The 26,988-nt window shown below is 44.8% G+C and carries 20 protein-coding genes and 1 pseudogene; 10 read left to right on the top strand and 11 right to left on the bottom strand.

Annotation, left to right across the window (positions count from 1 at the left end; translation table 11 throughout):
• Positions 1-82: 82 nt before the first annotated feature.
• Together LO761_RS09275 and LO761_RS09270 are read left to right on the top strand one after the other, a co-directional pair.
• The gene (locus LO761_RS09275; RefSeq protein ID WP_407951557.1) at positions 83-1,963 is read left to right on the top strand and encodes an AAA domain-containing protein; all 1,881 of its coding nucleotides are present in this window, start codon (positions 83-85) and stop codon (positions 1,961-1,963) included.
• Positions 1,964-2,025: 62 nt separating this feature from the next.
• On the top strand, positions 2,026-3,441 hold the full coding sequence (locus LO761_RS09270; RefSeq protein WP_272818004.1) for a sensor histidine kinase: 1,416 nt from the start codon (positions 2,026-2,028) through the stop codon (positions 3,439-3,441).
• A 67-nt stretch (positions 3,442-3,508) separates the two neighbouring features.
• Here LO761_RS09270 and LO761_RS09265 read toward each other — a convergent pair.
• The 6 genes and pseudogenes from LO761_RS09265 to LO761_RS09240 all read right to left on the bottom strand — a co-directional run.
• Positions 3,509-3,705: pseudogene (locus LO761_RS09265) on the bottom strand (ATP-binding protein); the annotation flags it as partial.
• Positions 3,706-4,079: 374 nt separating this feature from the next.
• Positions 4,080-4,745 (bottom strand): TetR/AcrR family transcriptional regulator, encoded by a 666-nt coding sequence (locus LO761_RS09260; RefSeq protein WP_272818003.1) that lies wholly within the window; start codon positions 4,743-4,745, stop codon positions 4,080-4,082.
• 1 nt (position 4,746) lies between these two features.
• Positions 4,747-5,520: an LbetaH domain-containing protein gene (locus LO761_RS09255; RefSeq protein WP_272818002.1), complete on the bottom strand. Its 774-nt coding sequence runs from the start codon at positions 5,518-5,520 to the stop codon at positions 4,747-4,749.
• Positions 5,521-5,533: 13 nt separating this feature from the next.
• Positions 5,534-6,919, bottom strand: coding sequence for an efflux transporter outer membrane subunit (locus LO761_RS09250; protein ID WP_272818001.1), 1,386 nt, complete (start codon positions 6,917-6,919; stop codon positions 5,534-5,536).
• Positions 6,920-6,923: 4 nt separating this feature from the next.
• On the bottom strand, positions 6,924-10,139 hold the full coding sequence (locus tag LO761_RS09245; RefSeq protein ID WP_272818000.1) for an efflux RND transporter permease subunit: 3,216 nt from the start codon (positions 10,137-10,139) through the stop codon (positions 6,924-6,926).
• A 42-nt stretch (positions 10,140-10,181) separates the two neighbouring features.
• Entirely contained in the window at positions 10,182-11,366 is a 1,185-nt protein-coding gene (locus LO761_RS09240; protein ID WP_272817999.1) for an efflux RND transporter periplasmic adaptor subunit, read from the bottom strand.
• 449 nt (positions 11,367-11,815) lie between these two features.
• Here LO761_RS09240 and LO761_RS09235 point away from each other — a divergent pair, with 449 nt between their 5' ends.
• The 3 genes from LO761_RS09235 (at position 11,816) to LO761_RS09225 (ending at position 15,926) form a co-directional block, all read left to right on the top strand.
• Complete coding sequence (locus tag LO761_RS09235) at positions 11,816-14,113, top strand: NADP-dependent malic enzyme (RefSeq protein WP_272817998.1); 2,298 nt, start codon at positions 11,816-11,818, stop codon at positions 14,111-14,113.
• 141 nt (positions 14,114-14,254) lie between these two features.
• Positions 14,255-14,437: a hypothetical protein gene (locus LO761_RS09230; RefSeq protein ID WP_407951556.1), complete on the top strand. Its 183-nt coding sequence runs from the start codon at positions 14,255-14,257 to the stop codon at positions 14,435-14,437.
• Between the two features lie 154 nt (positions 14,438-14,591).
• Positions 14,592-15,926, top strand: a complete 1,335-nt coding sequence (locus LO761_RS09225) for an NADP-specific glutamate dehydrogenase (RefSeq protein WP_272817997.1) — start codon at positions 14,592-14,594, stop codon at positions 15,924-15,926.
• Positions 15,927-16,037: 111 nt separating this feature from the next.
• Here the strand turns inward: LO761_RS09225 and LO761_RS09220 are convergent, their stop codons facing one another.
• The 4 genes from LO761_RS09220 to LO761_RS09205 are packed head-to-tail and all read right to left on the bottom strand — an operon-like array spanning position 16,038 to position 20,360.
• On the bottom strand, positions 16,038-17,285 hold the full coding sequence (locus LO761_RS09220) for a nucleotide sugar dehydrogenase (RefSeq protein WP_272817996.1): 1,248 nt from the start codon (positions 17,283-17,285) through the stop codon (positions 16,038-16,040).
• 15 nt (positions 17,286-17,300) lie between these two features.
• Positions 17,301-18,398 carry an NAD-dependent epimerase/dehydratase family protein gene (locus LO761_RS09215; RefSeq protein WP_272817995.1) on the bottom strand — a complete coding sequence of 366 codons (1,098 nt, stop codon included), beginning with the start codon at positions 18,396-18,398 and terminating at the stop codon, positions 17,301-17,303.
• A gap of 31 nt (positions 18,399-18,429) precedes the next feature.
• Positions 18,430-19,167, bottom strand: a complete 738-nt coding sequence (locus tag LO761_RS09210) for a nucleotidyltransferase family protein (protein ID WP_272817994.1) — start codon at positions 19,165-19,167, stop codon at positions 18,430-18,432.
• A 20-nt stretch (positions 19,168-19,187) separates the two neighbouring features.
• Entirely contained in the window at positions 19,188-20,360 is a 1,173-nt protein-coding gene (locus tag LO761_RS09205; protein ID WP_272817993.1) for a GHMP family kinase ATP-binding protein, read from the bottom strand.
• Between the two features lie 241 nt (positions 20,361-20,601).
• Here LO761_RS09205 and rfbA point away from each other — a divergent pair, with 241 nt between their 5' ends.
• From rfbA to LO761_RS09185, 4 genes are read left to right on the top strand one after another with little or no spacing between them, the layout of a single operon-like run.
• Positions 20,602-21,483 carry a glucose-1-phosphate thymidylyltransferase RfbA gene (rfbA, locus tag LO761_RS09200; RefSeq protein ID WP_272817992.1) on the top strand — a complete coding sequence of 294 codons (882 nt, stop codon included), beginning with the start codon at positions 20,602-20,604 and terminating at the stop codon, positions 21,481-21,483.
• Between the two features lie 32 nt (positions 21,484-21,515).
• A complete protein-coding gene (rfbC, locus tag LO761_RS09195) occupies positions 21,516-22,097 on the top strand; it encodes a dTDP-4-dehydrorhamnose 3,5-epimerase (protein WP_272817991.1) in 582 nt (193 codons plus the stop codon).
• Between the two features lies 1 nt (position 22,098).
• A complete protein-coding gene (rfbD, locus tag LO761_RS09190) occupies positions 22,099-22,980 on the top strand; it encodes a dTDP-4-dehydrorhamnose reductase (protein WP_272817990.1) in 882 nt (293 codons plus the stop codon).
• Positions 22,981-22,986: 6 nt separating this feature from the next.
• The gene (locus tag LO761_RS09185; protein WP_272817989.1) at positions 22,987-24,126 is read left to right on the top strand and encodes a dTDP-glucose 4,6-dehydratase; all 1,140 of its coding nucleotides are present in this window, start codon (positions 22,987-22,989) and stop codon (positions 24,124-24,126) included.
• A gap of 104 nt (positions 24,127-24,230) precedes the next feature.
• Here the strand turns inward: LO761_RS09185 and LO761_RS09180 are convergent, their stop codons facing one another.
• Complete coding sequence (locus LO761_RS09180; RefSeq protein ID WP_272817988.1) at positions 24,231-25,622, bottom strand: ATP-binding protein; 1,392 nt, start codon at positions 25,620-25,622, stop codon at positions 24,231-24,233.
• Between the two features lie 269 nt (positions 25,623-25,891).
• Between LO761_RS09180 and LO761_RS09175 the strand changes: the two genes are divergently transcribed.
• Complete coding sequence (locus LO761_RS09175) at positions 25,892-26,848, top strand: J domain-containing protein (protein WP_272817987.1); 957 nt, start codon at positions 25,892-25,894, stop codon at positions 26,846-26,848.
• Positions 26,849-26,988: the final 140 nt, after the last annotated feature.

The raw sequence follows: 26,988 nt of genomic DNA, 5'->3' as shown, positions 1-26,988 counted from the left end.
TTACATAGGTATTATTATATTACAAAGATAGAAAATTATTTGAATTTCGCTATCTTTACAGCCATAAAATATCATATAAAAGGTGAATTCGAACATAGACACCCCATCATCCATTGCTATTTTACAACAGAAACTCCATCTGCTGAAATTAGAATATGCTTTTGAAAAGGAATCGTTTAAACAGCAATCGGAAATGATGGGAATAATAAGGAAAATTAAACGCGGCATGGCTTGGTTCCCCATTAGTATGGGAAGAAGTTATTATAATTCACTCAACCAACTTGTCATTGAAGTTTATCGGACGGAAGACAAGGACATAGAGCATGTATTCGAATTCGGGCGTCCTGTAGTATTCCTTACACAGGAAGTGACAGGGAAACTTCATTACTTCAACTTCACCGGAACAGTGAGCTACGTAGACGATGACCGTATGGTAGTAGTTCTGCCCAATGCCGGTTCACTATTGGAGCTGCAGGCGGAGCCGGCTTCTATCGGAATCCAAATCTATTTCGATGAATTCACCTACAAGTTGATGTTTAATGCCATGAATCGTGTCATAGAAGCTAAGAAAGGTCGGTTAGCAGAACTTCGTGATATCTTTCACGGAACCCTGAAACCTTCCGCGTTTTCTTTCGATCATATCCGATTGCCATGGCTGAACCCTTCGCAGGAGTTGGCTGTCAATAATGTGCTTCGAGCAAAAGACGTAGCGATTGTCCACGGGCCTCCCGGAACAGGAAAAACAACTACACTGGTAGAAGCAATCTATGAAACACTGCGTCGGGAGAATCAGGTGTTGGTTTGCGCGCAAAGCAATATGGCTGTCGACTGGATCAGTGAAAAATTAGTTGATAGAGGCGTGCCGGTACTACGCGTCGGGAATCCGGTACGGGTAAACGATAAAATGCTTTCGTACACATACGAGCGTAAATTTGAAGCGCATCCCGACTATCCGCGACTATGGAGTATTCGCAAGGCTATTCGTGAACTGTATAATGGAAAAAACATTGATGACAAGCACGAGAAAATCAATGCTCTGAAAGATCGTGCCACTGCCATAGAAACGCGAATCAACGAGTCGCTTTTCAACGAAGCACGAGTCATTGCCTCTACCCTTACCGGTTCGGCAAATCGTATTCTTTTAGGTCAGAAGTATGGAACACTGTTCATTGATGAAGCAGCGCAGGCTTTAGAACCCGCTTGTTGGATTGCCATTCAGAAAGCCGACAAAGTTATTTTAGCCGGAGACCATTGTCAGTTGCCGCCAACCATCAAATGTCCGGAAGCGGCATACGGCGGACTGGCTAAAACACTGATGGAAGATATTGTTAATAACCGGCCGGAAGTGGTTTCTTTGCTCACCGTACAATACCGTATGAACGAAGATATCATGCGTTTCTCCTCGGAATGGTTCTATCACGGGCAACTGAAATCAGCCCCTGAAGTAAAGAATCGCGGTATCCTCGATTTGGACACTCCCATAGAATGGGTAAATACCGCGGAACTTGACTTCAAGGAGGAATTCATAGGGGAAACGTTCGGGCGCATTAACAAACAGGAAGGTCAACTCTCGGTGAACGTATTAAAGGAATACATTGAAAAAATCGGGAGACACCGGTTCCTTGAGGAACGGATTGACGTCGGGCTTATTTCACCGTATAAGGCTCAAGTACAATATCTCCGTCGACTCATAAAGCATGATGCCTTTTTTAAACCCTTCCGTCCGTTCATTACCATAAATACCGTTGACGGATTTCAAGGTCAGGAACGAGATGTTATCATGATCAGTCTGGTACGAGCCAACGATAATGGGGATATAGGCTTCCTGCGCGATTTACGACGTATGAATGTAGCCATTACTCGTGCCCGTGTGAAACTTATCATTTTAGGAGACGCGCGCACCCTTGTAAAGCATCCGTTCTATAAAAAACTGTACGAATATATAGCATCTTTACATAAATAAAGCTAAATAGGTACGCGTAACGAAGAAAAATAGTACCTTTGCATAAAGCAAATTTTATAAAGATGAAGAAAACAGCGTTTTTAACCTTGTTATTCAGTTGTCTGTTACTCACAGCACACGCCCAGAGCCCAAACCTTGCCAATGCAGTTCGTCAGGGTATCAAGCAGAGTATTCAATATACGGAAAGCTCTAATTGGAATGAAGCTTTCACAACCTGCAGGAATTTGGATCAGATGTTGCTGAATGACACACAGACTTCGAACAATCCGCATTACGACTTACATTATCTGATTTCCAAGGAACGGTTACGCATGTACAACCGAATCCGTCGTCCTGAAAGCAGTAAGCAGCAACTCGATTTAATGAATAACTATGCTACTCAGTCGAACGCAGACTCGTTAATCATCGATTATTTATATTGCAAGGCTCAGTACTATCAAATTTTCGGTCAGCCGGCACAAAGCTTAGAATGCTACAAACAATGGTTTTCACAGCAAGCAAAAGGACAAGATGAAGCTGCCGTGGACAAACAGTATAAAGATATTCTCGCTCAAGCAAAAGCAGAGGGTAATACTACGCTGTCTTTATCCATGCAGACACTTTATAAACACTGGAAAGATTCCATTCAAACCGCCAAGGACGCATTCGAATATAATTCGTTGAAGCTGAAGTTCGCGGACGCGCAAAAGTCGCTTGATGAGAAACAGAGTACCATTACCCGTAACAAGGTTTTCTTAGGCATCTTAGGCGTCGTCGCCATAGTATTAGCTGCCGGTGTCATCTTCCTTGTTTTCTCACTCCTCCGCTATATCGTCAAAAATAAGAAATTAAAGAGCAGCCTCGACATTGCCAATAACAACAATGAAATGAAATCTCAATTCATCAGTCACATCACCGATCAGGTGGAACCGATGCTGAACGATATTATTTCCAAATCGAAAAACAGCGACATCAACGCAGACGTTAACGCGCTCAGAACCTTGTTCCATGATGTTCAAACTTATAGTGCCTTGGAGAAGAGCCGTGAAGAACAATATCCATCAGAGAAAATGGATGTCTCCGCGTTCTGCGAACAGATAATGGAAGAGGCTAAGCCATTCTTTAAAGACGGTGTAGAGCCGGTGGTCAATGCTCCAAAGGTATTCATCAGTACAAATGGTGACGCGCTGAAACAAATCCTTCAACACTTACTGATGAACGCAGCCTACTTCACCACGGAAGGCAAGATTACGCTTGAATTTAAGAAACGTAGCGCGCATACAGGACAATTTATGGTAACAGATAACGGATGTGGCATTAAGCAGGAACTTCGAGGAGAGCTGTTCAAGCCGTTCAGAGCGGTTGAGGACTTGCGCGAAGGCGATAAGATGGGACTTCCTATCTGCAGCCTCATCGCGTACAAATTAAACGGAGTTATCCACATAGATGACGAATTCAAAAAAGGAACTCGCTTTATTCTGGAACTTCACGAAAGATAACGCTTAAACCACAATCACAAAAAACGGGCTGCCTCAATTTCTTTTTGAGGCAGCCCGTTTTTTAGAATTCCTTATTCATGCGGTCTTCAAGATCAACACGGATGATATGGTCTTCTGCCACACCATTATCCAGAAGATAATGATAGAACAAGACATTTAGAAGGTAGGATTTTTACATCTGCGGATTCCTGTCACCACTTTGATAAAGCCGTTCTGACAACTTTCTATCAGCTGCTGTAAGTATCTATCTCTTTTTATTTCCATTGTCCATAATAAATTCTTACCACTAATGGCAGATTTTTACGCTATGAAGATATTGCTTTTCTATTTATCCAAACAGATTTAGTGGTAAAAAGTTGCCAACATTGGCATTTTTTTACTATAAGCATGGTGTACTCGTATAGCATGGGAATAATACTAAAAATCACGAGCACACTTCTAACGTGGAGAAGAGTGGTGATTGTCCGAGTGTTGGCTGATGGACACCCACAAACATTTGTGGCAAATTGGAAACAATCGTCAAGAGAGCTTTAAAAAGTGATACGTATGAATTGCTCAACTCATGCGGATGAGTTAGTGAACTGACGCGTATGAGTTGGACAACTCATGCGCGTCAGTCTAATAAAAGTTCTGATTAACTAATTAAAATTCTCAGGAGAATTTGAAAAGTAATCATCAATGAGTTTCACGCCCTTAGCGGTACATGCTCCACGGAGAAGTGCCATTAACACGGTTTTATAAATATCAGTAAGCGTATAAGTCTGCAGCAAATCGGAATGTAGTACATTCTCCATCTGTTCATCAAACATCACTGTAATAATACGGAACTTAACATTCGGAATAAACAGCCCCTGATTTACACCTTCCTGATAAAATTGATCCACATATTTGGAATTCTCCTTTTTGATGCTTTTAATATATTTCAATATACGTGGATAACGCTCTAAATCTTCTAAAAACTTCACATTGATAGAATTTAGCTGCTCCATGTTCTGCTGATAAAACTTAAAAACCACTACAAGTACATTCTCAGCGTGTTCTCCTACTTCACTGAGATAAGCTTTTATCTCTTCCGCATTCTTCTTCACTATTTCGAAAAGCAGCTCTTCTTTGTCATGGAACAACTGATAAATGGTACGCTTCGATATAGATAATTCCGCGGCCAAATCATCCATTCTGACAGCCTTTATACCTTTCGTGCGAAAAGCTATATTAGCTGCTTTCAACACCCTACGGCGAATAATTGCCTTATCAGCCTTACGACTTGGACGGACGGTCTGATTATGTATTGTTAATGAATCCATATCAACTACCTACAATGCCTAATTTTGATTCACGAATGAACTTAACCAAATATTTAATTTCCGGACTTGTCGGAATCTGCTCTTCAATTCTACGCAATGCTTCGTGTTGGGTGGTATTTACCTTATAAAGCAAGCGGAAAGCATGGCTCAAATGCTTCAGTATGGTTTCATCAACTTTGAAATGCTCTAAAACAGGATAATTCACATTCTCGAACGTACCTCCTCTCTCGCTATTGATGACACAGTACGGAGGTACATCCTTAATGAAATTAGTACCGCCTAAAACACACGAGTAGGTTCCCACACGGGTATCGCCCTGCATCAGAACATTCGATGTCAGAATAACCCTATCCTCAACAATTCCATTACCTGAAATCTGAGTTCCATTACCTATAATATTCATATTTCCGATATGCACGTCATGGGAGACGCGAACTCCTTGCATGATATGGTTGTCATTTCCTATAACAGTCTCGCCTGTCGGAAAAGTAGCACGGATAATAACAGCATTTTCCCGAATCACATTATTGTTTCCTATACGGGCTATTGTATTTTCACCTTTATAGAAAAAATCCTGAGGCTCGGCGGCAATAACCGCTCCATTGAAGATGCTGTTACCATTCCCTATACGAGCGCCACTCATGATACTTGCATTAGGCATGATAACATTATCATCACCTATTTCCACGTTCTTGTCTATAAAGACGAATGGACCAATTTCTACATTCTTTCCGATCTTCGCGGAAGAATCTATATATGCTAACGGACTAATCATGATACTATATTTTTTATTCACGACCTCCACCTAACGCGCTATAAAGGTCGATGACTGCCTCCAAACGCTGGTATCGGTCGGTTACTTCGTTCAACTGAGCACTGAGCAGTGATTGCTGTGCCGATATTATTTCCAAATAAGTTGCCTTGGCAACCTTAAACAAATCTTTACTCATTTCGAGCGCATTACGCATTTTCTCTACCTGTGCCTGATGCTCGCCCAACTGCTTATCGGCTGTATCGAACAAGAAGAGCGCGTTACTGACTTCCTTACCTGCCTCTAAAATCTTTTGCTGATAATTAGCCTTTGCTATTTCCTCTTCACGCTTAGTCACTTTTAAATTAGCAATGAGCTTGCCACGAGCGAAGATAGGCTGAGTAAGCGACCCCAATGCCTGCCACATAAAGACTGCCGGATTACGAATAACAGTTCCATTGGAACCATTTGTCCATCCTGCCGTGCCTGTAAGCGTAACATGAGGATAGAAGGCCGAGCGTGCCTGATTGGTCTGATAATAAGCTGCGGCAAGGTTCATTTCAGCTATACGTACATCAGGACGATTCTCAAGCAACTGCAACGGGAAGCCTACGCTCATGCCATCGGGAATCTCCTGAGCGGCGAGTGTAGAACGGTCGATATGCTGTGCCGGACGCCCCAACAATGTAGCCAATGAATTCTCCGTCTCACGAACCTGACGTTTCAATCCGGCAAGCGAGGCCTGAATCTGATGGTAAGTACCTTCATACTGAGCGACACCGGCCTCGGTAGTCATACCGGCTTCCTTATAGGCTTTCATGGTATTGACCAAATCGGCCATCAAGTCTACATTCTGAGCTGTAATATCTACCTGACAGTCAAGCATCAGCAAAGAGTAATAAGCGGTAGCAATACCACAGATAATCTGTGAACGGACTGCCTGACGACTATATTCACTCTGCAAATAAGAAGCACGTTGACCACGATCGGCATTCAGCAAGGCGCCAAACAAATCAATCTCCCAACTGGCTGATGCCGGCAATGTATAGTTCTTTACCGCTGTGCTCTTGTTCATGCTCGTAAGCGACCCCTGCGGAGCAACAGCCACTGAAGGAAGAAACGACAAATGAGCGGCTGTAAGCATCGCTTTAGCTTCCTCTACACGAAGAATAGCTGCCTGCATATTCACATTATTGGAGAGTCCTTCTTCAATAAGCGACTGCAACTGCGGGTCGCGGAACACTTCTTTCCAATCTAAATTACCGAAATTAGCAGTATCACCGGACGCAAACGGCGCGTTATCAGCTACCGGATCACGATATATGTTCTCCGCGGTAATTGAATCCGGACGCTCATACGACTTATAAATATGACAACTGCTCATTAGCAGAGCAAGACTGCACCATATAATAATCTTCTTCATTCTATTAATCTTTTACATATTGTTGAATTTCCGGATTAACCGTCTTATCTTCTATTACATCCCACTTGATAGGTTTAACTTTCTCTTGCAAGTACTCAAAGACAGAGAACAGCACAGGAACCACAAATATCTGGAATATCATACCAATAGCCATGCCTCCAACGGCTGCCCAACCTAATGTTCTGTAACCATGAGCGCCGGCGCCGGTAGCTATCATCAACGGGAACAGACCTACCACCATAGCCAATGAAGTCATTAGAATAGGGCGCAAACGGGCTGACGCGCCAAGTACGGAAGCCCAACCGATTCCCATACCCTGTTTGCGACGGTCGAGAGCAAACTCTACTATCAAGATGGCATTCTTAGCTAACAGACCCATCAACATAATCAACGCAATCTGCATATAGATATCGTTAGACATGGAACCCAACAGCATCTGCAACATTGGAATCTTAGCTATCAAACCGTACAAGTTGACAAAGATGAAACTGCCTGCCAAACCAAACGGAATAGAAAGAATAACTGACAACGGCAGAATATAACTCTCGTACAACGCACTCAGCAATAAATAAACGAATACGAAGCAAAGCACAAAAATCACTCCTGTCGAGCTGCCGTTGGTTGCTTCCTCGCGTGCCATACCGCCCAACTCGTAACCATAACCTACAGGCAGGTTCTTCTGCGATACTTCTGAGATAGCTTGCAAAGCCTCACCGGAAGTATAACCCTCGGCAGGGTTAACTAAAATCTGCATGGACGTGTACAAGTTGAATCGGTTAATGTTATCCGGTCCGTAAACTTTCTTCATGGTCATAAACTGAGTAACAGGAGCCATCTCCGCCCCGCTGCGAACCATGATATTCTTCAATGATTCCACGTTTTTCCTGTCGTCTGGACGAGCCTGAACCATGACACGATACATTTTACCGAACCGGTTGAAGTTCGACGCGTACAAGCCGCCATAATAGCCCTGAAGGACACTCAAGATAGACACCGGACTGATGCCTGCCTTTTTACATGCTGCCGCGTCAATGTCGATTTGATACTGAGGGAACTTCGGGTTAAACGTGGTTTGCGCAGTCTGAATTTCCGGACGGGACATCAATTCTTTTATAAAGCTTTGCGAAACTTCATAGAATCGATCCAATGTTCCACCGGTTTTATCCTGCAGGTTCAACTCAACACTGCTTGAAACAGAGTAACCCGGAATAGAAGGCGGCATGAAGAACAACACCTGAGCGTCTTTGATAATCTTCTGAGCACGCATAAACAACTCTACATATATAATATCAGCCGTCTGTGTCTGACTCCGTTCACTCCATGGTTTCAGCTTAATGATGACCGATCCGTATGAAGGACCCTGACCACCCGTGAATCCGTAACCTGACATAATGGTATGCGACTCAACACACGGCTCTGCCGCTACCAAACTGTCTACCTGCATGAAAATCTTCTCAGCACGGTCTTGCGATGTTCCGGGAGGCAATGTAATGGCACCCATAATAGCTCCCTGATCCTCGGAAGGAACCATACCGGTAGGAGTCATCTTCATCAATATAATCAGTACCACAATAGCTGATGGAACCAATATATATACAAGTCGCTTATTCTTTATAAGCTTAACTATCTTACGACGGTATTTGCCAAGGATATTGTCGTACGTCGTATTAAATGCCGTATGGAAACGATCGACAAAAGTCGACTTCTTAGCGGTACCGTCTTCATTCTTCGGTTTCAGGAAAATAGCGCAAAGAGCCGGAGACAAAGTCAAAGCATTCAACGCGGAGATACCAATGGCAACAGCCATGGTCAAACCGAATTGCCGATAGAATGTACCGGCTGTTCCGCCCATGAAAGATACCGGAATAAACACCGCCATCATGACTAATGTAATAGATACAATGGCAGTCCCTAACTCACTCATGGCATCAATAGAAGCCTCCAAAGAGGAATGGTACCCCTGATCTAACTTGGCATGGACACCCTCAACAACTACTATGGCATCGTCAACAACAATGGCTATGGCCAATACCAACGCACTCAACGTGAGCAGGTTCAAACTGAATCCCATCATCTTCAGGATAAAGAAGGTACCAACCAACGACACCGGAATGGCAATGGCGGGAATCAATGTGGAACGGAAATCCTGCAAGAATATATATACTACAATGAACACCAAAATAAAGGCCTCAATCAACGTTTTCACCACCTCGTGAATAGAAGCGAACAAGAAATCATTGGCGCTAATGGCTACGTTTATTTTCAATCCTGTAGGCAAGTTCTTACTTGCTTCGTCCAACTGTTTCTCCAACATATTAATAGTAGAAGTCGCGTTGGAGCCTGCCAACTGGAAAGCAATACAGGTTACGCCGTTGTGTCCGTTCACCTTATTAATAAAGGAGTATGTTAAACGTCCCAATTCTATATCGGCTACATCTTTTAAATGGAGAACCTGACCATCGGGCATCGACTTGATGACAATGTCACCAAACTCTTCCTCGGTCTGCAAACGTCCTCGGTATCGAATAGTATATTGGAATGTCTGATTCGAACGTTCGCCAAACTGCCCGGGAGCAGCTTCCAAGTTCTGCTCTGCCAATACTCCGGTAATATCCGATGGTACCAATTTATATTGTGACATGACATCCGGCTTCAACCAAATACGCATAGAGTATTCGCCGCCGGCCACAAATGCCTGACCGACACCGTTAACACGTTTAACCTCCGGAATGATATTAATTTCCGCGTAATTCTCAATGAAGTCGTACGGATACTTATCGGAGGTGTCGACTAAAGAGAAAACCATCAACATAGACGATTGACGCTTCATGGTCATCACGCCAATTTGGGTTACCTCGGCGGGTAATAATCCTTGTGCCATAGACACACGGTTCTGCACATTCACTGCCGCCATATCCGGATCGGTTCCCTGCTTAAAATAAATGGTAATACTCGCGCTCCCGCTATTGGTAGCGGAAGAAGACATATACAACATGTTCTCAACTCCGTTGATTTGCTCTTCCAACGGAACGATAACACTGTTCAATACCGTCTGAGCGTTGGCTCCCGGATAGGTAGCGCTCACCATAACGGTAGGAGGCGCGATACTCGGATACTGGGTAATGGGCAGTGTTACCAAGCCAATAATACCCAAAATAACGATAAAAATAGAAATTACCGTTGAAAGTACCGGCCGCTTTATAAAATTATCTAATCTCATTCTATTCTAACTTAAATGGTACGATATTTAACGCGGGACAGATTATTTAAACGCTGTTTGAATATTTCCCTCACTCTGATCTTTCAAATGCTGTTCATATTTAGCCCTTGCCTGTTCCTTTGTAATAGGCTTGATTTCTTGTCCGTTAGACAACAGCTGAACGCCTTCAATCACAATCTTGTCACCATCTTTCAAACCATCGGTAACAATATAGTTCTGACCATCATCCAAAGGAGAAACAGTAACCTGAGTGCTGACTACTTTGTTATCGTTGCCTACCACCCAAACAAACTTCAAATCCTGAATTTCCTGAGTGGCGCTCTGGGGAATAATCATCACGCCATCCATTTTATAAGGGAAAACAACATTACCTGTGCCACCGCTGCGGAGCACATTTTTACTGTTAGGAAAGACAGCTCGCATACTAACCGAACCTGTATTCTGGTCAATGACACCACTCACCGCGTCAATCTTTCCTTTCTCGTCATACAGCGTACCATCAATAAGCCGCAACTCAACTTCGGGCAACTTGGCAAGTTCCTCTTTCAATGATGTACCCTGCTTCGTCATCTTCAGCAATTCTTTCTCTGTCATGGAAAAATAAACGTACATATCACCAATCTCACTGACCGTAGTCAAAGGATAAGCGATAGACGGCCCCACCAATGCGCCTACACGATAAGGGAATGTTCCAACCACTCCGTTCGACGGACTGGTTACGGTACAGAATCCCAAATTCTGAGCGGCTGCCGTATAGGAAGCCTCTGCCTGTGCCAACTGAGCCTTTGCCGACTCCAACTGGTTAACAGCCGCTGTGTACTCATAATCACTGATAATATGCTTGTCGTGCAATGTTCTTTTCTGCTGCTCCGTAAGCGTAGCCGTGTTCAAACCCGACTTGGCCATCTCTACGGCGGCTTTTGCCTGATGGACAGCCGCGGCATACTGTGTCGGGTCTATTCCGAACAATGCCTGCCCCTTACGCACTGTAGCGCCTTCATCTACGTACAGTTTTACAATGTTACCTGAAACCTGCGGACGAACTTCAATATCCTGCTTTCCTTTAATGGTTGCCGGATAAGATGTAGTTTGTTCACTTGCCGTACTCGATACCGTCATGGTAGCAAACTCATCGTCTCCCAACTTCATTCCACTGTTTCCACCGCAACTGCTTAATGCTACAATAGCACCGGCTAATAGCGCAAAACGATAATTTAAAACTTTCATACCTAATTTATTGTTTTAGATTTATAATCCATTTTTATCATAATGAAAACTTTTTAAACTTTCTCGGTTTTCGTTGCAAAAGTAGATATTTTTCCATTACCTATATTCAATCGACCAATTGTTTAACTAATAATAACAAATCAGGTCAAATGTAGTTAATTTTATCTCTCGAATCCCGGCTACTACTCTCGGGTAAACCTATCATAACCGGCTACTAATCCGATATATACGAACAAGCAAAGTGATACGCATGAGTTGAACGATTCATACGTATGAGTTGAACAAATTATACGTATGAGTTGAACGGTTCATACGCATGAGTTGAACAAATTATACGTATGATTTACCCCCATAGTATGTATTATTTCATTTAATTTACTCTCTATTCTGTTCTTATATCAATTTTATATCGTAATTTTGTAAATTAAATAATACATAACAACTGAATTATGGTAAAGATAACAAAAGAAGCTGCCCTCCGCTATCACTCCGAGGGCAGACCCGGAAAAATAGAAATCGTTCCAACCAAACCCTATAATACACAGGCCGACTTATCACTTGCATACTCTCCGGAAGTAGCGGAGCCATGTCTGGAGATTCAAAAGAATCCCGAAACCGTGTACGACTATACCGATAAGGGAAACTTGGTAGCTGTCATCTCAAACGGAACTGCCGTTTTAGGATTAGGCAACATAGGCGCCATGAGCGGAAAACCGGTGATGGAAGGAAAAGCCTTACTGTTCAAGATTTACGCCGGCATTGATGTTTTTGATATCGAGATTGACGAGAAAGACCCCGATAAATTCATCGAGGCGGTAAAAGCCATTGCTCCTACCTTCGGAGGCATCAATTTAGAAGACATCAAGGCTCCCGAATGTTTTGAGATAGAAGACCGGTTGAAAGCCGAACTCGATATTCCCGTCATGCACGACGACCAACATGGAACAGCCATTATATCGGCTGCCGGACTGTTGAATGCCTTGGAAGTAGCGGGAAAGAAGATTGAAGATGTACGTATCGTTGTGAATGGCGCAGGCGCTTCCGCAACCTCGTGCACCAAGCTATACGTTGCCTTAGGCGCCCGAAAGGAAAATATCCTCATGCTCGACAGTAAAGGCGTCATCACTTCCGATCTTCCCAATCTGACTCCGAACAAACAAATGTTCGCGACCGAACGTCGGGATGTACATACCCTTGAAGAAGCCATCAAGGGCGCCGATGTATTCTTAGGACTATCGAAAGGGAACGTGCTCACTCAGGATATGGTACGCAGCATGGCCGAGAACCCCATAGTGTTTGCGTTAGCCAATCCTACCCCTGAAATCTCGTACGAGGAAGCTAAGGCCTCGCGTCCGGACGTACTCATCTCCACCGGACGTTCCGATTACCCGAATCAAATAAATAATGTCATCGGGTTTCCGTACATCTTCCGTGGAGCGCTCGACACACGTGCAAAAGCTATCAATGAAGAAATGAAATTAGCTGCCGTCCATGCCATCGCTGACTTGGCCAAACAACCTGTTCCCGAAGTTGTAAACGAAACATACCACGTCGATAACTTCACTTTCGGACCGGATTATTTCATTCCGAAACCTGTTGATCCGCGACTGATTACCCACGTGAGCATGGCCGTAGCTAAGGCTGCCATGAGCTCGGGAGTGGCTCGTAAACAGATTACCGACTGGGAAGGCTATGAAGTACATCTTCGTCAACTGATGGGGCAGGAAAGCAAACTGACACGCCAACTGTACGACACGGCTCGACGTCACCCGCAACGTGTGGTATTCGCCGAGGCCATTCATCCTTCTATGCTGAAAGCAGCTGTCCTTGCCAAGGAAGAAGGCATCTGTCAGCCTGTTCTATTGGGCAATGATGAAGCCATCCGTAAAATGGCAAAGCAGTTGGATTTAAGTCTCGATGGTATTGAGATTATCAATTTACGGCATCCCAACGAAGAAGCCCGACGTGTTCGTTACGCTCACATCCTCGCCGATAAACGAGCCCGCCAAGGAGCCAACTTCCAAGAAGCAAACGATAAGATGTTCGAGCGGAATTACTTCGGAATGATGATGGTGGAAACAGGCGACGCCGACGCGTTCATTACCGGTTTATACACCAAGTACTCCAATACCATTAAAGTGGCCAAAGAAGTCATTGGCATCCAACCGGGATATAATCACTTCGGCACCATGCATATACTCAACTCCAATAAAGGAACGTATTTCATTGCCGATACGCTGATTAACCGCCATCCCGACCCCGACACACTTATTGATGTAGCCCGCCTGACAGCTAAGTCGGTGGAGTTCTTCAATCATAAACCGGTAATGGCCATGCTCTCTTACTCCAACTTCGGCTCCGACGAGAAAGGCAGTCCGGAGAAAGTGCACGAAGCAGTAACGTACATGCAGAAAGAGTATCCCCATTTGGATATCGACGGTGAGATGCAAATGAAATTCGCGCTCAACCGGAAATTACGCGATGAGCTTTATCCGTTCACCCGATTAAAAGGAAAGAAAGTGAACACGCTTGTATTCCCCAACCTGAGTTCCGCTAATGCCGCGTATCAACTCATGCAGGGCATGAATAACGATATGGAGATTATCGGTCCCATCCAAATGGGATTGAACAAACCTATCCACTTCACCGATCATGAAGCGTCGGTTCGAGACATCGTCAATATCACGGCCGTTGCTGTCATTGACGCTTATGTAGACAAGAAAAAGAAACAGATTAATAAATTATAACTTTTAACCGTAGATATAGGCAACGGGGCGTTTACTCCCGTTTCCGGCTCCCCTCCTGTCGCGAAAAACGGAGGGGGGGAGCTATCTGTTAACTGCTCATCCATTTTTATTATTCATTATTTATTATATAGTACACAGCTTATGATGCGAAGAAAGTTGTCTCTTACACAGATAGTCCTGATTGCCTTAGTCTGGATTGCTTTCTGTTTTATAGTCCTTACCTCAACTCCCAAGATTGACGGACCGCTTATCGTGACCATTCTTTTATCCGGAGCCATGGTTTTTGTTCCGCTCTACCAATACTTCAAAAATAAAAACGAATAAAACTAACATAATTTTTAAACTATATACCTTTAAACGTCTTTTTTATACTTTTATTCTAAATTTCTTATCTTTTTGTTTCGTATATTCAAAAAATACTATACTTTTGTCCGTCGATAAAAACAAAATACATATCAATAACAAAGGAGATTAAATTATGAACGCAACAAAAGTATTGGAAGATCTGAATAGAAGATTCCCTAACGAGCCTGAATACATTCAGGCTGTTTCTGTTGTTTTGAACAGTATTGAAGAGGAGTATAACAAACATCCTGAATTTGATAAATCGAACTTAGTGGAACGGCTCTGTATCCCCGACCGAATTTACACATTCCGTGTGACATGGGTCGACGATAAAGGAAATGTTCAAACCAATATGGGTTACCGTGTTCAGCATAATAACGCCATCGGTCCGTACAAAGGCGGTGTCCGTTTTCACGCCTCGGTCAATCTGAGTATCTTGAAATTCCTCGCTTTCGAGCAAACATTCAAGAATTCGTTGACAACACTCCCTATGGGAGGCGCTAAGGGCGGTTCCGATTTCTCTCCGAGAGGCAAGTCGAACAACGAGATTATGCGGTTCTGTCAGGCATTTATGACAGAGCTTTGGAATCATGTGGGTCCGGATGAGGATGTTCCTGCCGGTGACATCGGTGTGGGTGGTCGTGAAGTGGGTTACATGTTCGGCATGTATAAAAAGCTCTCCCACCAGTTTTCCGGAACATTCACCGGAAAAGGCCGTGAATTCGGAGGCTCGCTTGTCCGTCCCGAAGCAACCGGATATGGAAACATCTATTTCCTGACAGAGATGCTGAAGACAAAAGGGCTCGACCTGAACGGCAAAACTTGTTTGGTATCCGGTGCCGGAAACGTAGCTCAGTACACGGTCGAGAAAGTTATTCAGTTGGGAGGTAAGGTGCTCACCATGAGCGATTCTGACGGTTACATCTACGACCCTGACGGCATTGACCGTGAGAAGTTGGATTACATCATGGAACTGAAGAATCTTTATCGAGGACGTATCAGCGAGTATGCCGAGAAATACGGAGTTAAATACGTTGCAGGAGCCAAACCTTGGAGCGAAAAGGCCGATATTATTTTACCATCGGCTACTCAAAACGAAATCAATGAAGAAGCAGCCAAGGCCATTGTCGCCAATGGTGCCATTGCTGTCAGCGAGGGCGCTAACATGCCATGTACTCCACAAGCTATCAAAGTCTTTCAGGACGCGAAGATTCTATACAGTCCGGGTAAAGCATCCAATGCAGGTGGCGTGTCTGTATCCGGCTTGGAAATGACTCAGAATGCCGAGCATCTCAGCTGGACTGCCGGGGAGGTGGACAACCGTCTGCACAGCATTATGAAGAGCATTCACGAGGCTTGTGTAAAATACGGCACAGAGCCCGACGGTTATGTTAACTATGTGAAAGGCGCTAACATTGCCGGATTTATGAAGGTTGCCAAAGCTATGATGGCACAGGGCATCATCTGATATTCCGACGCGGATGAAAGCGAAAAGAGACGCGGATGAATGAAAGAATTCATCAGAAGTTTTTATAAAGTGATACGTATGAGTCGGTGGACTCATACGTATCGTTTTATGTCAGTCTCTTCTAAAAATATCTCGAGTATAAACTTTAGCTTTTACATCGTCCAGCGAAGTGTCATACCTGTTGGCTATGATAGCGTAACTCTTTTCTTTAAACTCATCTAAATTATTCACCACCTTGCTGCCGAAAAATGTGGTGCCATCCTCGAGTGTAGGCTCGTATATGATAACCGTAGCGCCTTTTGCCTTGATACGTTTCATGACCCCTTGAATAGAGCTCTGGCGGAAATTATCACTGTTACTCTTCATCGTTAAACGATAAACTCCGATGGTTACCTCGTGCTCTTTCTTCGAATCCCACGTACTGTTGGCATCGTAATATCCGGCTAAATTCAATACTCTGTCGGCAATGAAATCCTTACGGGTTCGGTTGCTCATCACAATTGCCTGAATTAAGTTTTCAGGAACATCCGAATAGTTGGCTAACAACTGTTTCGTATCTTTCGGCAAGCAATATCCGCCATATCCGAACGAAGGGTTATTATACTGATCACCGATACGTGGGTCCAAGCAAACACCTTTAATAATATGGTTGGTGTTCAGCCCTTTCATCTCCGCGTAAGTATCCAGCTCGTTGAAATAGCTCACACGCAACGCCAAATAGGTGTTAGCGAATAATTTCACAGCCTCTGCTTCGGTGAATCCCATAAACAGGGTAGGAATATCTTTCTTTACAGCTCCTTCCCGCAACAGTTCGGCAAAAGTATGCGCGGCCTCTACCAGACGGGCGTCGTCAGGGTCGGTACCAACAATAATTCTGCTGGGATAAAGATTATCATAAAGAGCTTTACTCTCGCGCAGAAACTCCGGAGAGAAGATGATATTTTTCAATCCCATCACCTCACGAATATGTTTCGTGTACCCCACCGGAATGGTCGATTTAATAACCATAACAGCGTTCGGGTTATATTTCATTACCAACTTGATAACAGCTTCTACCGCCGATGTGTCGAAGAAATTCTGCTTGGTATCGTAATTGGTGGGAGTGGCGATAATAACAAAGTCGGCATCCTTATAAGCTTCTTCCGCGTCTGTTGTTGCCCTCAAGTTTAAATTCTTCGTGGCAAGATACTCTTCTATCTCCTTATCAACAATAGGCGACTTTTTATTATTAATCAACTCCACCTTTTCGGGTAGAATATCCACGGCTGTCACCTGATGGTGTTGACTCAGCAATGTTGCTATGCTCATTCCGACGTAGCCTGTTCCGGCTACTGCAATCTTTAAATTCGTTCTATCCATAATGTTATTCTGTTTTTATGTTAGCGGGTTCTTTTCCGATTTATACCAATTTATAAACTTCACAATGCCTTCACGCAACTGAACCTGAGGGTGATAACCTACTTCGTTTTCCAACTTGGCAGTGTCGGCATTCGTCTGATAAACATCGCCTTGCTGCATCGGCAGATAGTTTTTCTCGGCCTTTATTCCCAACGCCTGCTCTATCTCGCTGATAAAGTCCATGAGCTTCACCGGATTACTGCATCCTATATTATATACCTTCGTGGGAACATTATTCGGGCATTCCCCGGCAACCGGAATCTTATCAATCACTTGAATGGTTCCGTTCACTATATCATCAATGAAGGTAAAGTCTCGAATCAGGTCTCCATTATTAAACACGTTGATTGCTTTACCTTTGCTGATGGCATCGGCAAACAGCATCGGAGCCATATCCGGACGTCCCCACGGGCCATACACCGTAAAGAATCGCAAGCCGGTGGAATGAAGGTCGTAGAGCTTTGCGTAGGCATGGGCCATCAATTCGTTACTCTTCTTGGTGGCAGCATAGATACTTACCGGAGAGATAACCGTATCATCCTCGCTAAACGGAACTTTCGTATTCATGCCATACACCGAGCTGGAGCTGGCATAAACCAAATGCTTGATATGGTTATACCGGCAGCACTCTAATATATTCATAAAGCCTATGATATTGCTCTCGATATAGGCAAAAGGATTCTTGATGGAGTAACGTACACCTGCCTGCGCCGCTAAATTCATCACCTTATCGAACCGCTCTTCCTCAAACAGCTTCGGAAGTGCCTCTCTGTCGGCTATATCCATCCGAATGAATTGCAGATTCGGTAACTTCACGCTCTGCGCCTTCACACCGAAGGGCATCTCCGGAAAAGTTACGGCAGAGCCGTCATTACCTGTCTCCGGAACAGCCGATCCGGTAGAGCACCCCTCCGGCAGACGGATACCCATCTCCGCTAATCGGGCATACTTCAAATTCGGATCATAATACGTATTAATGTTATCTATTCCTATAACATCGTCTCCCCGCCGCGCCAACAGCCACGCGAGTTTGCTGCCTATAAAACCTGCAGCGCCGGTTACTAATATCTTCATATTCTAAAACTATGATTAGAAGCGCAAGTTATCATTTTTCTATGCCTTTATATGTCCCCCGCACTTCCTCGTAACTCTTCAAATTACCAATGTCATATCGATTGCCCTGCATTTCCATGGCATACGTATCGGTTTGCTTTGAAAGCCAAGCAAAGAAACTTCCCGGAGCATCCGTTCCGCATCCGTTATCAATACCTTTCTGAATAAGTTTCGCGTCATTTCGAGTATAATAATAGAAGGGCGGACAGCACCAATGGGTAGCCGGATTAACCGACTTCTCTGTCATATTCAGCACTTTATCGTTCGCGTCAATGGTAACTATACCGCATTTCAACAGCTTTTGGTCGTTCGGTTCATAGTAGCGCATAACGCACGAAGCTTTCTTTTTCTGCGCGTAAGTAATGAACTTAGTCAAAGAGAAGTCGAGCACATTATCTCCGGCAATCACTAAAACGTCCTCATCAATGCCCAACTTTTCCATGGCGTACCGGATATCGTTTACCGCTCCCAAACGAGTTTCATTGGTAGAAGTACCATCGTCCACTACCGAAATCTTCTGTTGTTTCGCGGCAGCCCATGCCTCAAACTGACGGGCAAACTTATGATTCGAAATCACTACGAACTCGTCCGCCAAGCGGGCGGTATCTATATCATCAACCAGCCAATCGAGAATGGTCTTATCGCCCACCTTCAGCAATGGCTTCGGGAAATTCTCCGTCAGGGGATACAATCGTGTAGCGTAGCCCGCCGCAAGTATCAAACACTTCATGTATGTATATAAATAATTAGTTATAATCTTACTCCGTTAGCACTCTCGCAGATGTGAACAGAATACTTACCTTTCAAATTCGGGAAAGCTTTTAGGTATTCCCGCTCCACCTGTTCTTCAATACGCTCCTCGAAACCCGGATCGATGAGTGCCATACAGCAGCCTTTAAATCCTGCTCCCGAGAAGCGGCCGCCATAAATGCCATCGGTACGCGTCATAATCTCATATAGCTTCTTCAACTCCGGAGAGCCCGTCTCCCAATTACATATAGACGACATGCCACTCTCGAACGAGAGCTTTCCATACGTCTCCAAATCTCCGTTACGCCATGCCTCCGCTCCTTTTTCCACTCGGTCGAACTCCGTCATCCAGTGCTCTGCTCTCCGCTTCCATGTCTCCGGCAGGCGGTCTTTGTACTGCTCGTACACATCCCGAGGAATTTCACGCATATTCGTCTCTTCAAACTTTCCGTAATCCATTCCGGCAAATGCTTTCAGTGCATAAGCAGCCGATCGAAGCTCATCCACCCGCATATTGAATCTGCTTCCCGACAAATTACGCTCTATGCCCGAAAAAAAGATAGCGACCTTATACGGCTTCATCATCGGACTGGTAGGAATCAACTCATAGCTGTCATCCTTCGTATCCAAGTAAAGCAAATGATCCTTCTTCGAGAATACCTCGCACGACTGGTCGAGTTTGCCGCAGCTCACGCCTACATACTTGTTCTCGGCAGCTTTTGCCGTGAGAATCATCTCCATCGGATTAAGGTGAATGTCGTTCAGCTGACACAACGCCAACAGGTATGAAATAATTACCGCTGCTGATGAAGACAATCCTCCTATGGGAAGACTCCCTTCGATGACACCGCACAAACCTATACGCAACGGATACGATTTGGCAAGCGCAATAGTAGCCCCGCGCAAATAATCAGCCCAATCGTTCTGCTTGACGGTTGGAATATCGGCCACATGCCACTGCGCCCGCTTTTCAAACTGCAGAGAAGTGAGTTCTATAACGCCATTTTGTTTCGGTTTATAAACTATGTGAATTCCTTTGTCAATAGCCAAACCGGTAATTTTCCCCAAATTATGGTCGGAGTGAGCTCCGATAGGACAGATACGATAAGGACAAAACGATATTCCCGTAGGCTCCTGCCTATATATTTCAAAAAACTTTTCTTCGCACAGCATAAGCAATTCTTACTAATAATATCTTTTGCAAAGATACGAAATAATAGGCTCATTTACTAATAATAAACACATTATTCTATCCATTATTTCCCTTAGCCGGTTCGGTACATAACAGACGCCAAACGAATATGCAAATAATTATTATTTATTTTATTTGATATTCATCGGAGAATATCCTATTTTTGCCAAAATTAATGACTCTGTTTGAGTCTTTGGAATGGAATATAACAATTACTAAAATATGAAAGGAATAGTTTTAGCCGGTGGCAGTGGAACCCGTCTCTACCCTATCACCAAGGGAGTGAGTAAACAGTTGCTTCCTATTTTCGATAAGCCAATGATTTATTATCCTATTTCCGTGCTGATGCTGGCAGGAATCCGAGATATTCTTATTATCTCGACTCCTCACGACCTGCCCGGATTCAAGCGACTGTTAGGTGACGGCTCCGATTTCGGCGTTCACTTTGACTACGCCGAACAACCGTCTCCCGACGGATTGGCTCAAGCCTTTATCATCGGTGAGCAATTCATAGGAAACGATACCGTTTGTCTCGTATTGGGCGATAATATCTTCCATGGGAATGGCTTTACTCCTTTATTGGCCAACGCGGTAAAAGCCGCCGAACAGGAGCATAAAGCTACCATCTTCGGTTATTGGGTAAACGATCCGGAACGCTATGGCGTGGCTGAATTCGATAAGAATGGGAACTGCCTGAGTATTGAGGAGAAACCAACGCGTCCGAAATCGAATTACGCGGTGGTAGGACTCTACTTTTATCCGAATAAGGTAGTTGATATTGCCAAACACATCAAGCCCTCTGCCCGTGGAGAGTTGGAAATCACCACGGTTAATCAGGAGTTTCTGAATGCCGGCGAGTTGAAAGTAGAGACTTTAGGACGCGGATTCGCTTGGCTCGATACCGGAACACACGATTCGCTTTCCGAGGCTTCCACCTATATAGAGGTATTAGAAAAGCGTCAGGGACTGAAGATAGCATGTCTGGAAGGCATTGGTTACGACAAGGGTTGGATCACCGCCGAGAAACTGGAGGAAGACGCCAAGCCTATGCTGAAAAACGAATACGGCCGGTACTTGATGAGGAAGATAAAAGAAAAACTATGAGCACCGACTCTATTAACAATCATAAATAAATAATGGAAATAATCAAAACAAACATAGATGACGTAGTGCTGATTCAGCCGCGCCTGTTTAACGATAGTCGGGGATATTTCTTCGAGTCCTACTCCCAACGAGCGTTCTTTGAGAAAGTCCGGCCGATTAATTTCGTGCAGGACAACGAGAGCAAATCATCGTACGGTGTGTTACGGGGACTGCATTTCCAAAAGATGCCCTACGCCCAGAGCAAGTTAGTACGGGTCATCAAGGGAGCGGTACTCGATGTAGCAGTGGATATTCGTAAGGGAAGCCCTACTTTCGGACAGCACGTGGCAGTGGAACTGACAGAAGAGAATCACCTTCAGATGTTCATTCCCAAAGGATTCGCTCATGGATTCAGCGTGTTGAGCGATGAAGCGGTCATGCAGTATAAATGCGATAATTTCTATCATCCCGAGAGCGAAGGCGCGGTGGCATGGAACGACCCCGATCTGCGCGTTGATTGGCGTATCCCTGCTGAAAACATCATCTTATCGGAAAAAGACAGACACCATAACCGACTGAAAGACGCGCCATACCTTTTTAATTATAACGAGAACCTTTATCCGGAATTGAAGTAACATGAATATATTGGTCACGGGTGCCAACGGACAACTTGGCAATGAAACGCAAGCGGTGGCGAAGAACAGTAAAGATCATTACATCTTCACCGATGTATGTGAAGGATACCGTCCTTTGGATATTACGAATATCGACGATGTTCGGGCTGTGGTTAAAGACGAACACATAGAATGCATTATCAACTGCGCCGCGTGGACCAATGTGGATAAGGCGGAGACTGCCGGCGACATCGTCGAGACACTAAACGCCAAAGCTCCCGAGAACTTAGCCGTTGTCATGAAAGAGGCGGGCGGACTGTTGGTGCATATCTCTACCGATTACGTGTTTGGCGGAGAGCTTTATAACACGCCTTGCAAGGAAGACCGAAAGGGAACTCCTACCGGTGTGTACGGACTGACCAAGCTACATGGCGAGCAGCGTATTCAAGCGGTGGGAGCAGATTATATCATCCTACGCACCGCATGGCTCTATTCCGAGTTCGGGCAAAACTTTCTCAAAACCATGCTGAACCTTACCGCTGCCAAGCCGCGACTCAAGGTGGTGTTCGACCAGTGCGGCACTCCTACCTATGCCGGCGATTTGGCAGCCGCCATCTTCCACATTGTGGAGAATCGCCTGTACAGAGGACATAACGGTATTTATCACTATTCTAACGAAGGGGTCTGCTCTTGGTACGACTTTGCCAAACAGATTGCCACACTCGCCGGAAATACCGACTGCCGCGTTGAGCCATGTCACAGCGACGAGTTCCCTTCTCCGGTGAAACGTCCGGCTTATTCCGTGCTCGACAAGACGAAGATAAAGGAAACTTTCGGAATCGACATCCCGTACTGGACGGATTCCTTACTGAAATGTATGAAGAATATGAACGCTGTTAAATAATATAATATGGACTACAAACGTACTATCATCATCACAGGCGGAGCCGGATTCATAGGCAGTCATGTTGTTCGTCTTTTTGTGAACAAGTACCCCGACTATCGCGTCATCAATCTGGACAAGCTGACTTACGCAGGCAACTTAGCAAATTTAAAAGACATAGAGCATAAGCCGAACTATGCTTTCGTTAAGGCCGATATATGCGACTTCCCGAAGATACAGGAGTTGATGCAGGCTTATCATGTCGACGGTATTATCCATTTGGCCGCCGAGAGCCATGTCGACCGTTCCATCAAAGATCCGTTCACTTTCGCCCGAACAAATGTAATGGGCACGTTGTCCATGTTACAAGCCGCCAAAGTATATTGGGAATCACTTCCCGAAGGCTACGAAAACAAACGCTTCTATCACATCTCCACCGACGAGGTATACGGAGCGCTCGAAATGACGAATCCGGAAGGATTAGACAGCCCGTTCGCCACAAAAGCCTCATCCGAGCATCATCACGCCTACGGAACCGATTTCTTTACCGAAGACATGAAATATCAGCCGCACAGTCCGTATTCGGCTTCAAAGGCAAGCAGCGACCACTTTGTCCGTGCATTCCACGACACTTACGGCATGCCTACCATTGTCACCAATTGTTCGAACAACTACGGTCCGTACCAATTCCCCGAAAAACTGATTCCGCTGTTCATCAATAACATACGCCACCGCAAACCGCTCCCCGTATACGGTAAGGGCGAGAATGTGCGCGACTGGCTTTATGTGGAAGATCATGCCCGTGCCATCGACGTTATCTTTCATCGGGGAAAAACAGCCGACACGTATAATATAGGTGGGTTCAACGAATGGAAGAATATCGACATCATCAAGGTACTTATCAGCACGGTCGACCGTCTGTTGGGTCGCCCCGAAAATGCCGACATCGACCTCATCACCTACGTCACCGACCGTAAAGGGCACGATATGCGTTACGCCATCGACAGTAGAAAACTGCAACGTGAATTAGGATGGGAACCGTCTCTCCAGTTTGAGGAAGGCATTGAAAAAACCGTCCGGTGGTACCTCGACCATCAAGACTGGATGGATAATGTCACCTCGGGCGATTACCAAAAATACTACGACAGTATGTATAAAGACCGATAAAGGAAATACCTGCCGAAGGTGGTGTAGTTACCTCATCTAAGCCAAATATGGAATATAGCTATGCCTAATTGCGAATACATAAATACCTTTAGGATACCAAAATGCTAAAAACAAGTACGAATACCATCAGATATTACCCATACGCCGTCATTATCTTTGCCTTCATGTTTCAAGATGCCAATTTTCTGCATAGCAGAAAGGTCACGCTCGATGGTACGTTGGCTCACCGACAGCATCTCCGACATCTGATGCCCTGTTATTGTCGGAGATTCCTTGATGATATTTATGATTTTCTGTTGACGCTCAGTGAGTTTCGTCTCCGACATGTCTCCGTCATTGTCTCCGACATTTGATGTGTCGGTCGCGGCAAAAATAACCGTCTGGAACTGGTTCGGGGTAGACTTGAATATAGGCTTCAGCTCGTCCTTATATCCTTCCAGTGCTTTGGTCTCATTGCAGATGCGTGTGAGTCCGCTGCCTCGCTTCTCCATGTAGTCAAGTTGAGCCATCACGTTTGCAAGAATGGGATTACGCCTTTCGGAAGACACATCTTTGATGTCCAAGTCCTGTATCAGCATACCATTGTACATTCCACCAGGAGAAGTGACTGTGAGACGGTCATCATAAATGTCGAGATGCACCTCACTCCCCATCACAGTATAGTCACGATGGATGAAATGGTTTACCATAGCTTCAAGGGCTGCTCGTTCTGCATATTCCGGTTTGTTCTTTCGTCCATCGGGCAGTTTCTTCCAGCCTCTCTTTGTGTTAGACTTTACAAAGTTCATAGCTTCGCGAAGCAACATGAGAACATTGCCTGTAAACTCTGCATCATTTATGGCATCGCACTTTTCCTTTCCATCCCATCGGGTACAGTACAAACGAGACTGCCACAATGGACAATCATCAGCAAATAATGCACCGGTATTCGTAAGGCTTCCCGCGCCAGTTACCAATCCAAACGACAAGAGGTATTTCTTGTCCCATTCTTGTTTGGTACGGTCTTTGAAAGTGTTCGCCAATATTGTAAAGGAATAGTCCTCTAATTTATAATCTGTATGAAGGGAATCAAAAGTTCTGTTTGAGCCTTTCAGTACCAATCGTACCATCTGCTCTGCTGTAGCAGGAAGGCTTTCATCGCCAACACGAATGAAGGCAATAAGTTGACCATCGCCAACGTAGTAATATGGGGTATAATGTCCGGCATTAACTTTGAGTTGCAAGATGTGTAAGCCATCTATATCAAGAGGAATCATTTCCACCTCTGGCAGAGGATCCATATAATCGCGAATCCTACTACTGATGGTTTCGCAAACATGTTGCGCATCATCAAGTCCTCTAATGATTCCGTCATTGTCAATACCGAAGAAAAGCGAGCCACCTAACCCATGGGCAAAAGCACTTACGCTTTTTAGCCAACTCTTAGGTTTCTTCTCTTCAACCATCAGCTTGAAATCGTATGCGGTGCATTCACTTATCAGTGCCTTTAATTCCATATTAAAACAGATACTATAGTTTTGTATATAACACCTTGTAAAGGTACTGCTTTTTATCGAGAAATTCAAATCAGGAAAGGTTGAAGCAAAGGGACATCGCAATAAGGGCGTGGCAGAAGGAGAGTACACAGAATACTACGACAGTATGTATAAAAACAGATAAACAGAACAACTGCTAACAGATACAAAAACAGCTTCTGTGGTATGTTTTTTGCTGCCGATATAATAGTCCTCATTTTTAAAAGAGGACAGAACAGGAGGACGACACAATGGCATATATGGATTATTACAAAATGTTAGGGGTGGACAAAAAAGCAACACAAGACGAAATAAAAAAAGCTTACCGCGCCTTGGCAAGGAAGTATCATCCGGATTTGAACCCGAACGACCCTGCGGCTAAGGAGAAGTTTCAGGCGGTAAACGAAGCGAACGAAGTTTTGAGCGACCCCGAGAAAAGAGCGAAATACGACCGATACGGCGAGGAATGGAAACATGCCGACGATTTTGAGAAACAACAGGCGGCGTATGGCAGTAACGGATTCGGAAATAACGGAGCTTTCGGAACCGATGGTAACGGCACTTACTGGTACGAATCGAGCAAGGGAGAAGACCCGTTTGAGGGCATTCATTTTGGCAGTGACGGATTCTCCGATTTCTTCGACCGGTTCTTCGGTGGGCAGACAAGCAGCAGAACACGTTCGGCACGAAGCAAAGGACGAAAAGGACGGGATTTGCGGGCAGAGCTCAACATGAGCCTGCGAGAGGCCGCGGTAACACATAAACAAATTCTAAACGTAAACGGGGAACAAATTCGTATCACCATTCCGGCAGGTATGGCTAACGGGCAGGTTATCAGGTTACGGGGGCACGGCGGTAAAGGCTCGAACGGCGGTGCCGACGGTGATCTATACATTACGTTTATTATTTCGAACGACCCGTTGTTCCGTCGGCAGGGGGATGATTTGTACACTAACGTAAACATTCCGCTGACAATGGCTGTATTAGGGGGGACAGTCAAGGTGCCCACACTGAACGGAGCGGTTGAGCTGAAGGTGCAACCGGGAACACAACCGGGACAGATGGTTCGACTGAGAGGTGAAGGCTTCCCTGTATATAAAGGAGCAGGAAAGGGCAACCTGATAGTAACCTATCGGGTAGAGCTTCCGAAGACGCTGACAAACATTCAAAAGCAACTGTTCGAAAACTTAAAAAATACGGGAGCGTAAAAAGGGAACCTCTCCACCCTTAGTCACTGCGCGACACCGGCCAATTGACTTTACTTTATAAATATAAATTACCGTTACGCCTGATAGGGAAAGAGCCTGCTTTTTCCGGTTTTCAGGGCGGGCTCCCTGTTCGGGAACGA

The organism is Phocaeicola oris, from assembly GCF_021295095.1.
Lineage (GTDB): Bacteria > Bacteroidota > Bacteroidia > Bacteroidales > Bacteroidaceae > Phocaeicola > Phocaeicola oris.
Note: the sequence above shows the minus strand (reverse complement) of the source record. Positions and strands in the feature narration are given on the sequence as shown.